A 12,980-nucleotide genomic window follows, 5' to 3' on the forward strand; every position below is an offset into this window, starting at 1 on the left:
ATGGCTCGCCCCAAGGACTGGGAGCGAGTCATGATGGCTGGTATCCTAAGGCCTGCCTGTTAAATGCATACTTAAATGAGACCAGCAAAGCCTATGTCTAAAAAAAACACGAGTGATGCACCTTCCGCTCTGGACCTTCCTCCCATCGTCTCCTCCTACCATCTGGCATCAAGTGAAGGCTGGCAACTGAGCGAGCTGGAATACGGCTTGTTTATTGCGTTCAATGCCTTCAGCCGTTGGATGACTCGCTGCATGTCAGCATCCGGGATTGGAGATCTGGGTCCTCTGGATATCATGGTGTTGCACAACGTCAACCACCGTGATCGTCCCAAGCGCATTGCCGATATTTGTTTTATGCTGAATATTGAAGATCAGCATACAGTGAACTATTCACTGAAGAAGCTGCTAAAGGGTGGACTGGTTGAAAGCGAAAAACGCGGCAAGGAAGTCTTTTACCGGACCACGAAAACAGGTTACGAGGCTTGTGACGATTACCGCAAGGTTCGGGAACAATGTTTGTTGTCTTCTCTGAAAGTCATTGATACCGATACTGACGATTTGCGAGTGGCGGCCACAATTCTGAGAAGCGTCTCCGGACTCTATGATCAGGCAGCCAGGGCAGCAGCCTCCCTTTAAACTTTCACCAAATAAATTAGATTTGCACCTATTAATTTAGACTTTCACCAATGATTAATTGGGGACAGGGATGCTCGAGCATGATGCCACACTAGCCATAAATGTCGCCTCATTTTGCGTACTGCTCTTTGTGCTGGCGGGCATTCGCCACTTTTCGCGCAAAAGCATCCTCCCCCCTGAGTCCTGGCTCCTTCTTGCCGGGCTGGCTTATGGGCTGATTCAACCACATTACGGCCCTCTCCCTACCTTACACCTGACGCCGGAACTGGTATTTGCCCTCCTGCTGCCGATACTGATCTTTTCAAGCGCCCGAACCCTGTCCCCTTCGGAAGTGGAACAACACGGACTGCACGTGGGATTCCTGGCCACAGCGGGGGTCGCCATCACAATCTTTTTGATCGGATTACCCTTTCAATGGTTAATTGGCGTCCCTTTGATCCACGCCCTGCTACTGGCGGCCTCGGTTGCGGCGACGGATCCATCCGCCGTGAGCACCATCTTTCAGCGATTCCATATGCCAAAGGAACTAACGGCTCTGCTGGAAGGCGAAAGTCTGTTTAACGATGGCACCGCAATTGTCGCCTTCCTGAGCATCGCCGCTCTGGCCCTGAATGCAGAGGAGCTTCATTCCGGAGAACTGGCTCTGCGCTTACTGTGGACACTCGGTGCCGCTATTCCACTGGGAATACTGATGGGCTGGATGGCTTCGAAATTGATTTTGATCTGGTATGAAAGGAACCATTTTGCCGAGTTGTCCCTGTCATTGGTTCTGGCATTCGCCAGCTTTCTTCTGGCTGAAAACCTGCTGCACATCTCCGGCGTCGTCACCACCATGTTTGCGGCCTGGAGCTATATCAGGACAAGGGGAAGACCTGCGAAAAAAGAAGCCTTCTCAGGCTTTTGGAACTATCTGAATGAACTGGCCGGCAGTGTATTGTTTTTCATACTGGGCGTTACCGCCGGCCTGCACCCCTTCCCTTTGTCCTGGGCAATACCTGGGGTCATCGTCATCCTGTTTCTTGCCCGTGCCCTGTTAATTTATGGCAGCGGTGCTCTGTTCTGGGCGGTCAGACAACCCATTCCCATCAGGTGGCAGCATATTCTTACCCTCGGAGGTCTGAGGGGAGCAGTATCCTGCGCGTTGGTGTTGATGATTCCAAATAGCTATCCCTACCGAAACGATATGCTCTGCATCGTCCTGGTGCTCTGCCTGTTCACACTGATTGTGAACCCTGTTGTGTTGCAGATTTACCTACGAAAAAACCATCTGAAATAACAAGCTCCCTTCAGGGAATCATGCTAGTGACGCGCATATCGGTTCTGGATAATCAGCCCGGCGATGATCAGGACCAGCCCGATCATCGTGGTGGCATAGATGTGCTCACCGAGAAACAGATGAATCAGGACCAGGGAAATAAAAGGAGAAAGGAAAATCAGGTTTCCTAACCGGCTGGAATGCCGTGTGGACTTCATTGCCAAAAGCCACAGAACGAAGGTAATCCCCATTTCAAATGTGCCCACATATACAGCGCTGAGCAACGGTTTGAACCCCGGCTCCAGGGGCCAGGCCAATATCAGGGTGAGCGGCAAGGCCATCAGAAAGTTCTGGAACAGACCGACCACGGGATCACGCTTATCAAGAGAATTCGCAATCCAGTATCCCGCCCAAAGCAGAGTACTGAAAATAGCCAGCCCCAGACCGATAAATGAGAGAGGCGTCTGGTCCGACGAGCTGCCTAAAGAAATGGTCACCACCCCGGAATAACCCAACGCCATCGCCACAAAATCTGCTTTGGAGATCTTATGTCCGAGGAATATCACCGCCATAAAGGCCAATACGATTGCCCAGGTATAGTTAACCGGCTGAGCTACCTGGGCCGGGAGTCGGTCATAGGCGGCAAACAAAACAAAGTAGTAGGCCAGAGGATTGATAATGCCCATTCCCAGCGCCCTGACCCAGTTGGATTTCAATCCCAGAAACGACTGGACGAGTTTACCCTGAACGGCGAGCACCAGCCCCATCACCAGAACCGATGTCAGTGTCGCCCAGAAAAGCAACTCTGCCACATCCATCTGGGCAAGAGCCATCTTGAAGGCAACAGCGACCGTTGACCAACAGAGAACAGCCGCCAGGCCAAAGCCCAGAGCCTTTCGTTCATTAACCGGCGGGGTCGAAGATGTAGTGATGGGTTGACTGTCGTTTTGCATCGGCGCATTGGGCCAGAGTTAACAGGCTGACGCAAGAGGAAATTTCGCGTTTTAGCGGATGCATCCGGCAACCTTCCAAGCCACTTAGGGGAGTCGTTTTTAAGCCTGATTCAGCATTTTCAACTACGCTTATCAATGTCTGCTCACCAAACAGACAAGGAGGATAAAGTATGAAAGCAAAACTCCGGCTGATGTTTGGGCTTCTGCTATTCGTCATTCCAATGTTTTCCATGGCACTGGAACTGGGCGCCTGCGAATCAGAACGCAATAAAATTGTCGTCATTCTGAAAAGCGTCTTCACCCCCTACCTTCTTGATCATCAACCATTGTCCTCCATGGGACAGGATATTATTGACCTCTCCAGCAGCATGAGCGGCTGGGTGGAAGATATCGACGATTGCTATCGAACGGTATTCCGCCAATATGGTGCGCCGGTTAACTACACGGCACTGAACAATGGTCTGGACTGGTCTTCGCAATTGGTGGCACTGAATGACGTCATTCAGGATGCCAGCAAGAGTCTGCAACTAGACCCGAATAACGAGGAACTGTGGAACCATCTGGATCGTGAGCTGAACAAATACCTGCCGGAAGTGTTCGTTCCAAGCTTTTTCTTCGATGCGGCGGCTCTTTGATAACCCTTAGATAGCTTTTCGATTGCCCCTTGTATGAATGCGCCTTATTTAAACAGCTTCTTACAAGACTGCCCTTTTAATTAGGTCGCAGCCAACATATTAATTTAGGCAGCAGCCAACATACAGATTACTGGTAGGATTGCAGGATTTGGACGGAGGATCATGCTGATGATCGGCGAATTGTGTTAGCCTGAACGCAACTCCCAGACAAGCTCGACCAGTATGAACTATCTCGCTCACCTGCACCTCGCCGATCACAGCAATACCCATGCCCTTGGTAATCTGCTGGGCGATTTCGTCAAGGGAACCGATCTTAGCGAATATCCTTCGGAAATAGCTGAGGGAATCATTTTGCATCGTCATATAGACCAGTACACGGATGATCATCCTGCCAATGCAGATGCCCGAGCCCTGTTTCCTTCCCATTACCGGCGCTATTCCGGTATCTGCCTGGACTTGTTCTGGGATTACTTCCTCTCCCGTCAATGGCAGCTTTACCATTCAGAGGACAAAAGTGCGTGGATTGAACAGCAGTATCTGGTCCTGCAGGAACAGTTTGATTCTCTCCAAGCGGAAGCTCCCAAACTACAGTACATGCTCACCAGAATGGTTCAGTATGATTGGCTGAGCGCCTATGGGGATATCGACAATATCAGGATGGCACTGGATCGCATCGGGCAACGATTACGTAAACCCCGTGATTTGGGAATCACCGTGGAAGTGCTGCAACAATACGAGCCTGAACTGAAGGATATCTTCCTGGCCATGTATCCCGACATTATGAATTTTGCCGCCGACACGGCAATGCGCCTGGGAAAACACTGAAAACGGCCTGCATCCCCACCACTGTCGTTAGCGGCCATTAGATATCCACTGGCAGAATATGAGTCTCCTTGACCTCTTCCATGACAATATAGCTTTTTGAGTTTCTCACTCCGGGAATACGTAGCAACATTTCCCCTAACAGTTCCCGATATTGCGACATGTCACTGATCCGCGCCTTGATCAGATAATCCGTGTCACCAGAAACCAAATGGCACTCAAGAATATATGGAAATCCGGCAATGGCCTCGCTGAAGCGTGCAAAAGCGTCCGGGGACTGATAAGACAAGGATATTTCCACGAATACCAGCATGTTGTAATCCAACGCCGATGGATTGATGCGGGCATGGTATCCCTGAATCACCCCCTCTTTTTCAAGCCGCTTTACCCGCTCCATACAAGGTGTCGTAGATAGACCCACCCGATCCGCCAGGTCGGTATAGGATATACGCCCTTCTTTTTGCAGAATTCGAATAATGTTGCTATCTATTCGATCGAACTCCCGCTTTTTCTTCATTGGCTTCATAGTTTCCCCTCCCAATACCCGCCCCAAAACAGAGCAAAAAACAAAACAACCCGTTACACGAGATTATTTTCTGCATTTTTAGAAAAATCCAGACTTTATTTTGGAAAATAGCAAAATTCGTAAAAATATATGGCGTCATCCACCCTATAATCATCACATCTTTTTCCTGTATCAATTCAGCCAAGCTGACACCCGTAGTTGGGAGGAGGGGCAAACCATGAGAGTGATGATTTTAGGTTCCGGCGTTATTGGCGTTACCAGCGCCTGGTATCTGGCCAAAGCAGGTCATGAAGTAACTGTAGTAGATCGTCAACCGGAAGCTGCCCTGGAAACCAGCTTTGCCAATGCCGGTCAGGTATCACCGGGTTATTCAGCCCCTTGGGCGGCTCCGGGGGTTCCCCTAAAAGCCATTAAGTGGATGATGCAGGATCTTGCCCCACTACGTCTTGGTCTGACAGCCGATCCAAGAATGTATTCCTGGCTTTTCAAAATGCTGATGAACTGCAATGAAAAGTCCTATCGCATTAACAAAGCACGCATGGTGCGGGTGGCAGAATACAGCCGGGACTGTCTGAAAAACCTTCGGGATGAACTGTCTCTGGACTACGATCATCGTACCCAGGGGACTCTCCAGTTGTTCCGCACTCAAAAGCAGGTGGATGCTTCGCTTTCAGACATCGCGATTCTTGAGGAATGCGGCGTCAACTACCAGGCACTCGATCGTCAGGGTTGCATCAATGTAGAGCCCGGCCTGCGCCATGTGCAGTCAAAATACGTCGGGGGCCTGCGTCTGCCGGGTGATGAAACTGGTGATTGCTTTAAATTTACCCAGGCACTGGCTAAAGCTTGTGAAGCGGCCGGCGTAGTATTCAAATATGACACCGAGATCGATGGCCTGCTGACCACAGGTGACAGTATTGATGGGGTACGTACCTCAGAAGGTCTGTTGACGGCAGACAGATATCTTGTAGCGATGGGCAGCTACAGCCCGTTGTTGCTGAAAACCATCGGCATCAATGCACCGATTTACCCGGTTAAAGGTTATTCCATCACCATTCCGCTCGTGGATGAGGACAAAGCGCCTCAATCCACGGTGATGGATGAAACCTTTAAGATTGCCATTACCCGTCTGAATGACCGCATTCGGGTTGGTGGAACCGCAGAAATCTGTGGCTACAATTTGAAAATGCCTCCCGATCGTCAGCGTAACGTTAATCACTCTGTCGGTGATCTGTTCCCTGGCGGTGGAGATTTGAGTAATGCAACATTCTGGACCGGACTGCGTCCGATGACTCCGGACGGTACACCGATTCTGGGTGGCAGCAAATATCGCAACCTGTTTATCAACAGTGGCCATGGCACCCTGGGCTGGACCATGTCTACCGGTTCAGCCAAGTACATTGCCGATGTCATCAGCGGTCACAAACCGGAAATCAGTTCTGAAGGATTGGGTATTGAGCGCTACGGCAGCGCCCGGGCTCCTCGCCTGAAAGCCCAGTACGCGGGTTAACCCCCTGAGGCAACCAACTAATTAATCAAGGATTCAACATGCAAAAGACCATTATCCATACTGACAAGGCTCCAGCAGCTATCGGAACTTACTCTCAGGCAGTTAAAGCCGGAAACACTGTCTATATTTCCGGTCAGATTCCCCTGGATCCTGCATCCATGGAAATCGTCAATGATTCGTTCGAAGCTCAGGCGGTCCGTGTATTCGACAATATGGGTGCCATAATTGAAGCTGCTGGTGGCTCTTTTGCCGATGTGGCAAAACTGACAATTCTGTTGTCAGACATGGAATTCTTCCCACAAGTCAACGAAGTGATGGCCCGTTATTTCAACGAACCATACCCTGCCCGCGCAGCCTATGCTGTAAAACAGCTTCCCAAAAACGTTGATATCGAAGTCGAAGCCATCATGGTGCTGGCTGACTAATATCAGCCGACTGTGGCAGAGTCACGTTTCATCCCTCATAATCCTCAAGGTCTTCCCGGTATTTTGTACCGGTGGGGCCTTGATGAATCTTAAGAGCGCTTTTTATGAGTCGTAAGGCAAGAGCCGTTATTGATCTTGATGCCATCCGGCATAACTATCGGCTGGCAAAATCCATGGCCCCACAGGGGCGCGCCCTGGCTGTCGTTAAGGCTGATGCCTATGGCCACGGTGCGGTAGTGGTTGCCAATGCGCTGAATCAGGATGCAGACGCCTTTGCTGTCGCGTGCGTAGAAGAAGCCGTCAGTCTGAGGGAAAACGGCATCGAAAAGCCTATTCTGCTGCTCGAAGGTTTTTTCGATGGCGAAGATCTGAAAGCCGTCCAGGAATATAACCTGTGGACAGCGATTCACGATCTGGGACAGATTGAGTCCCTGAAGAACTGGCATGGTTCCCAGCCTACCCAAGCCTGGCTCAAAATAGATACCGGCATGCACCGACTGGGAATTCCCCCGGAACTCACTCGCAGCGCTTTTGAGCAGTTATCTTCCCTTCCCCATATCAGTGAAGTGGTTCTGATGACCCACTTTTCCTGTGCCGACGAATTGGACAACCCTGCGACACACGATCAGATAGATTGTTTCAACAGGGCCTGTGATGGCTTGAATGCCGCCCGCAGTATGGCCAATTCTGCCGGAACACTGGGATGGTTCGATGCCCTTGCGGATTGGCAGCGCCCAGGTCTGATGCTCTATGGTGCCTCACCTTTTGTCGGCTCCCATCCGTTTGGCGATAAATTACGCAAAGCCATGAGCCTGCGTTCTGAAATCATAGCCGTGCGCGATATCCCTCCCGGGGACGTCGTTGGATATGGCGCAACCTGGATGGCAGAACAATCGACCCGTGTAGGCACCGTGGCCATGGGCTATGGTGACGGTTTTCATCGACAGGCAATTTCGGGAACGCCGGTGATGGTGAACGGTCAGATGACCAAAATTATCGGCCGGGTATCCATGGACATGATCACCGTTGACCTGACAGGACTGACCGGCGTCAATATTGGCTCAGACGTGGAGTTTTGGGGTGAAACACTGACACTCGACGAAGTAGCTCCCTGGTATGACTCGGTCCCCTACACATTGACGACCTGCCTGACACCAAGAGTTCACAGGGAATACCTAAACCGGTAAGTCTCCCTCGGGCAGGCGTATAACTTATTGAAGCCCCTGCCCTTGTGTCTTATCGCTCAAACTTGGTTGACAGCACGATTGACGACATGGTTTTTTCGATACCGTCAATTTCGCCGATCTTGTCCAACACCTCATCCAACTGCTGGGTATTTTCAGCTCTGATAATCGCAATAAGATCATACTGGCCATTGACGGTATACAGAGACTGAACCTGACTGATACGCGCCAGGCTATTGGTCACCTGCTTTCCCAGCTTGGGATTAATTTCAATCATTACCTGCGCCGTAATCAGCTTACTGGCGTACTCTTCATTCACCTTCAATGTATATCCACGAATGATACCGGTGGCCTCGAGTTTACTGATTCTCTCGTGCACCGCCGTGCGTGACAGATTCAGCTTTCTGGCAAGGGCAGCTGTTGACTCCCTGGCATTGAGCCTTAGCAGGTTCAGCAACTGAAGATTTTTATCATCCATTTACGCTCAAATCTCATTCAATTTTGACACATCGACTACCAGTATAGTCGATTCGTCAATTTTTACCCGTAAAATAGTCAGTTTGACACTTACGATCCGACAACAAGGCTACCTAAACTAAATCTGTTAAAACAATTTCAACTTTTTGGGAGTGAGCTTTATGAAATCGATCGCAGTTGTTGGAGCAGGAAAAATTGGTGTCATGATCGCGGACTTGTTGTCCAGCACCGGAGACTACACGGTAACGATTGTTGACCAGTACGAAGAATCCCTGGCCAGAGTCAAACTGCAGGTTCCTGCGGTTGAGACCAAGCAAGCAGATGCTTCCGACCAAGCTCAAATGGAAGAGATCCTGAAAGACAAATTTGGCGTCATCAACTGCTGTCCATTCAACATTGGCCGAACTATTGCCACTGCGGCTGTGGCTCAAGGCACTCACTACTTCGATCTGACCGAAGACGTTGCCAGCACCCGCGTCATCAAGGAACTGGCGAAAGAATCCAAAACCGCACTGGTTCCCCAGTGTGGCCTGGCCCCCGGTTTTATTTCCATCGTGGCATACGACCTGGCGAAAAAGTTCGACACCCTGCACAACGTTCACATGCGCGTCGGCGCTCTGCCCCGCTATCCTTCCAATGCTCTGAAGTACAACCTGACCTGGAGCACAGACGGCCTGATCAACGAATACCTGAACCCCTGTGAAGCCATCGTTAACGGTAAACTGCGTGAAGTTCCACCCTTGGAAGAGCTGGAAACCTTCTCTCTGGATGGCGACGATTACGAAGCATTCAACACTTCTGGCGGCCTGGGCACTCTGTGTGAAACTCTGGAAGGCAAAGTCAAAAACCTGAACTACAGAACCGTTCGCTATCCTGGTCACCGTGATCTGATGAAAATGCTGATCAATGACCTGGGTCTGGGTGATCGCCCTGATCTGCTGAAAGATATTATGGAAGCTTCCGTACCTGTCACCATGCAGGACGTGGTTCTGGTGTTTGTAAACGTCAGCGGCACCAAAAACGGTATGTTCGTGCAGGAAACCTTTGCTCGCAAGGTTTACAGCCGCGAAATCAACAACACCCTGCGCAGTGCCATCCAGATCACCACAGCCAGCGGTATTTGTGCGGCGTTGGATCTGATGGTGGAAGGCAAGTTGCCTCAGAAAGGGTTCGTACGTCAGGAAGACATCTGCTTTGCTGACTTCATTGCCAACAGATTCGGACGCAACTACATGGACAATAAGAACACTGTAGGTAGTCACGATCCTAAAGAATCTGAACCAAGCGTAAAAAAGATTGCCTGATTTCCTGGGATTAAACGTCTGCGGCTAAATTCCTCCTCAATGTGAGATAATTTGAATTTAGCCGCTTAACAGGATGATAACTCCCAAGGAGGAGCATACATGAACATCAAACAAATATTTTCCAAGCTGGGTCTTGATGAAGCGACCCTGAACAGCGGTGACTACAAAGTCCACTCACCGATTGACGGTTCTACTGTTGCCAGCCTGAAACTGGATACTGCGGACAGCGTTGAACAAAAGATTCAGCAAAGCAAAGAAGCTTTCAAAGTATGGCGTCGAGTCCCTGCTCCCAAGCGTGGCGAGTTGATGCGTATCTACGGCGAGATCCTGCGCGAGCATAAAAGCACTCTGGGCGCATTGATCACTCTGGAATGCGGCAAGATCGTCGCTGAAGGTGAAGGCGAAGTGCAGGAAATGATCGATATCTGCGATTTCGCTGTTGGTCTGTCCCGTCAGTTGTACGGCAAGACCATCGCTTCTGAGCGTCCAGACCACGCCCTGCGCGAAACCTGGCACCCTCTCGGGCCTGTCGGCATCATCTCCGCCTTTAACTTTCCGATGGCTGTGTGGTCCTGGAACACCGCCCTGGCGATCGTCTGCGGTAATCCTGTGATCTGGAAGCCTTCTGAAAAGACTCCTCTGTGTGCGATTGCCTGCCAGCACCTGTTTGAACAGGCTCTGGCGAAATTCGGTGACGCACCGGCTCATCTGTCCCATATCCTGATTGGTGAGCGTGACATCGGTGAGCAACTGGTTAACGATAAGCGCGTCCCACTGATCAGCGCCACCGGTAGCTGTGCCATGGGCCGCATCGTCGGCGAGAAAGTTGCAGCACGTTTTGGCAAATCCATTCTGGAACTGGGTGGAAACAACGCGATTATCGTTAGCGAAAGCGCTGACCTGGATCTGGCGACCCGCGCAATTGTCTTTGGTGCAGTGGGTACAGCCGGACAGCGCTGTACGACAACCCGTAGGGTCTTCGCCCATGAAAGCATTCAACAGGAACTGCTCGGCCGGCTGAAAAAAGCCTACAGCCAGCTGCCTATTGGTAATCCGCAGGATACCGGGACTCTAGTAGGCCCTCTGATCGATTCCCGCTCATTCGAGCAAATGGAACATGCCCTGCAGAAGGCCCGTGATAACGGTTGCGACGTTTTTGGCGGCGGCCGCGCTCTGGACAGCGAATTCCCACACGCTTACTACGTCAATCCGGCGATTGTGGAAGGTGGTAACGCTCTGCAGAACAATAAGGAAGAAACATTCGCACCGATCCTGTACTTCTTTACCTACAGCGATCTGGAAGATGCTATTGAGCGTCAGAATGATGTACCACAAGGTCTGTCTTCCGCCATATTCACCAATGATGTGCGTCAGGCAGAGTTGTTCCTGTCCGCCGTCGGCAGTGACTGTGGCATTGCCAACGTCAACGTGGGCACCAGCGGTGCAGAAATCGGTGGCGCTTTCGGAGGAGAAAAAGAAACCGGCGGCGGTCGCGAGTCCGGTTCCGATTCCTGGAAAGGCTATATGCGCCGGGCAACTGCGACAGTGAACTACTCCACCGAACTGCCGCTGGCTCAGGGAATCAAGTTCGACCTGTAACATCACCTTAAACGTCATTTTTCTTTATATTTGGGTGGGCTAATATGCCCACCCTTTTACGTATGGCAGTACCTATGCACGCTGAAGAAGTATCTAGCAACAGCAAAAACCAGTTATTGAGTTCCACATTAGGCAAATTGCTCCTGACAGTCCGCTCTTCCGATCAGGTTGAGGAGTTGCTGCACTCCGTTGAACACCACCCAACCCTATTGGATTCAGACAACGAACACCAGATTCCCAGGGCGATACTGGCCCATGCCATGAACCTGTTATTACTGCAGGATCTGCTACAGCGAGTCCCTGAGGGTCAGATCTATGTACAGGAGAAGGTCGCTGGTGGCGATAAAGTGGTATTCGACCACGGGGCTTTGCGCACCGTCTGCTGGGACAACCAGGCCCTGCCCTCCGGTTACAAAGCTTTTTCCCGAATCCTGGAACCCCTGGGATTTGAAATGGCTGGAGAATATCCGCTAAGCAAATTGAAAATGTGTGGTTTTGTCTACTGTCACAGCGACTTACCACAGAGTATTTCCCAATTTTTCGTCAGCGAACTTTATCCCCAGGAGTTCTCCGAACCGTTCCAGGCTGCTGTCGACCGGATCGTCTCCACATCAGTTGATCCGCTACAACCCAGCCATATGGCGCTTCTGGATAGACTCTCGACACAAGGGTGGCTGACACCGACAGAGTCCTCAGAACTGCTGCCAGTACTAGTTGGATGCTTCGATCGCCAGCACTCCGAACCTTACTGGAATGATTACCAGACTCTATTGAAGGAATCGGCGGAAATGGCCTGGATCTCCACTGAAGGCAACGCTTTCAACCATGGCACCGACCGAGTGGAAGACCTGAACAGGCTGGACGCAGAACAGCGGGCACTTGGCCGGCCAATGAAGCCCGTCATTGAGGTGGCACAGAACGCCAATATCCTGCAGACAGCTTATCGCGCCACCATGGTTAATCGTCAGTTCAAAACGGCGGATGGACTGGAGACGCACGAAGTTCCGGGCTCATTTTTCGAGTTTATCCAGCGCAACGATATCAAGTGTGATCGGGGCAATACCCAAATGGATCTGAGATTTGACAGCCGTAACGCCCAAGGCATATTTACCATGACACGCAAGGCAGATTCCCCCCTGTAAATCCGTATTCAATGCCCCGGACGCGTCAGGGAATATTCAGCACTAAAAAAGGTCAAAACAGGTCACAATTTTTGCCATTGACCATCTGTCTCAATTTGTAAAAAGGCAGGCGGCCCTGAATCCTTGATTCGGGGCTTTTTTTCTCTTCCATTCAACTGAGCGTGAATCAATTTAGGGCTCAGGGTTCTCTTTTGTTACATCAGTTCAACGACTTGCATCAGATTGGTGCAAAGGCTTTTCCGACACTTCCTGAAAAATGCAATTTTCGAAATAACGCTATACCTCCGCGGAATTCGACCTACACATTGCTACTTTACGTAACGGAATGAAATATAAAAAATTTTAATGGTGAGTGGGGAAATTATACCTATCCAAGTTGCGATACATGATCTATTCTAAATCATAAGCGGAATGGTTCGTGCAATTGCATCCGCGAGGCGATTCTAATACCTGCTGATGACCAAATCGTGAAACATTAAGGAACTATGATGATTTAAATGCACCACCGGACA

The 12,980-nt window shown here is 50.6% G+C and carries 13 protein-coding genes; 10 read left to right on the forward strand and 3 right to left on the reverse strand.

Features of this window, described 5'->3' with window-relative positions:
• Positions 1-93: 93 nt before the first annotated feature.
• On the forward strand, positions 94-636 hold the full coding sequence (locus tag BTA51_RS17950) for a winged helix DNA-binding protein (protein ID WP_094709740.1): 543 nt from the start codon (positions 94-96) through the stop codon (positions 634-636).
• 70 nt (positions 637-706) lie between these two features.
• Positions 707-1,912: a sodium:proton antiporter gene (locus tag BTA51_RS17955; protein ID WP_094709742.1), complete on the forward strand. Its 1,206-nt coding sequence runs from the start codon at positions 707-709 to the stop codon at positions 1,910-1,912.
• A 23-nt stretch (positions 1,913-1,935) separates the two neighbouring features.
• Here BTA51_RS17955 and BTA51_RS17960 read toward each other — a convergent pair whose 3' ends face one another.
• Positions 1,936-2,844 carry a DMT family transporter gene (locus BTA51_RS17960; protein WP_094709744.1) on the reverse strand — a complete coding sequence of 303 codons (909 nt, stop codon included), beginning with the start codon at positions 2,842-2,844 and terminating at the stop codon, positions 1,936-1,938.
• Between the two features lie 170 nt (positions 2,845-3,014).
• Here BTA51_RS17960 and BTA51_RS17965 point away from each other — a divergent pair, with 170 nt between their 5' ends.
• Positions 3,015-3,479 carry a hypothetical protein gene (locus BTA51_RS17965; protein WP_094709746.1) on the forward strand — a complete coding sequence of 155 codons (465 nt, stop codon included), beginning with the start codon at positions 3,015-3,017 and terminating at the stop codon, positions 3,477-3,479.
• A gap of 222 nt (positions 3,480-3,701) precedes the next feature.
• Positions 3,702-4,304: an ACP phosphodiesterase gene (locus BTA51_RS17970; protein WP_094709748.1), complete on the forward strand. Its 603-nt coding sequence runs from the start codon at positions 3,702-3,704 to the stop codon at positions 4,302-4,304.
• A gap of 37 nt (positions 4,305-4,341) precedes the next feature.
• Here the strand turns inward: BTA51_RS17970 and BTA51_RS17975 are convergent, their stop codons facing one another.
• Positions 4,342-4,827 (reverse strand): Lrp/AsnC ligand binding domain-containing protein, encoded by a 486-nt coding sequence (locus tag BTA51_RS17975; RefSeq protein ID WP_094709750.1) that lies wholly within the window; start codon positions 4,825-4,827, stop codon positions 4,342-4,344.
• A gap of 166 nt (positions 4,828-4,993) precedes the next feature.
• Here BTA51_RS17975 and BTA51_RS17980 point away from each other — a divergent pair, with 166 nt between their 5' ends.
• The 3 genes from BTA51_RS17980 to alr all read left to right on the forward strand — a co-directional run bounded on the left by BTA51_RS17980 (position 4,994) and on the right by alr (position 7,949).
• The gene (locus BTA51_RS17980; protein ID WP_371333201.1) at positions 4,994-6,337 is read left to right on the forward strand and encodes a D-amino acid dehydrogenase; all 1,344 of its coding nucleotides are present in this window, start codon (positions 4,994-4,996) and stop codon (positions 6,335-6,337) included.
• Between the two features lie 38 nt (positions 6,338-6,375).
• A complete protein-coding gene (locus tag BTA51_RS17985; protein WP_094709754.1) occupies positions 6,376-6,762 on the forward strand; it encodes a RidA family protein in 387 nt (128 codons plus the stop codon).
• Positions 6,763-6,866: 104 nt separating this feature from the next.
• Complete coding sequence (gene alr / locus BTA51_RS17990; RefSeq protein ID WP_094709756.1) at positions 6,867-7,949, forward strand: alanine racemase; 1,083 nt, start codon at positions 6,867-6,869, stop codon at positions 7,947-7,949.
• Positions 7,950-7,998: 49 nt separating this feature from the next.
• Here the strand turns inward: alr and BTA51_RS17995 are convergent, their stop codons facing one another.
• The gene (locus BTA51_RS17995; RefSeq protein WP_094709758.1) at positions 7,999-8,424 is read right to left on the reverse strand and encodes an Lrp/AsnC family transcriptional regulator; all 426 of its coding nucleotides are present in this window, start codon (positions 8,422-8,424) and stop codon (positions 7,999-8,001) included.
• A gap of 160 nt (positions 8,425-8,584) precedes the next feature.
• Here BTA51_RS17995 and BTA51_RS18000 point away from each other — a divergent pair, with 160 nt between their 5' ends.
• The 3 genes from BTA51_RS18000 (at position 8,585) to BTA51_RS18010 (ending at position 12,468) form a co-directional block, all read left to right on the forward strand.
• The gene (locus BTA51_RS18000; protein ID WP_094709760.1) at positions 8,585-9,727 is read left to right on the forward strand and encodes a saccharopine dehydrogenase family protein; all 1,143 of its coding nucleotides are present in this window, start codon (positions 8,585-8,587) and stop codon (positions 9,725-9,727) included.
• A gap of 99 nt (positions 9,728-9,826) precedes the next feature.
• Positions 9,827-11,326, forward strand: a complete 1,500-nt coding sequence (locus tag BTA51_RS18005; protein WP_094709762.1) for an aldehyde dehydrogenase family protein — start codon at positions 9,827-9,829, stop codon at positions 11,324-11,326.
• 44 nt (positions 11,327-11,370) lie between these two features.
• Positions 11,371-12,468 (forward strand): 2-oxoadipate dioxygenase/decarboxylase family protein, encoded by a 1,098-nt coding sequence (locus BTA51_RS18010; protein WP_246841084.1) that lies wholly within the window; start codon positions 11,371-11,373, stop codon positions 12,466-12,468.
• Positions 12,469-12,980 lie beyond the last annotated feature (512 nt).

The organism is Hahella sp. CCB-MM4 (assembly GCF_002260525.1).
Lineage (GTDB): Bacteria > Pseudomonadota > Gammaproteobacteria > Pseudomonadales > Oleiphilaceae > Hahella.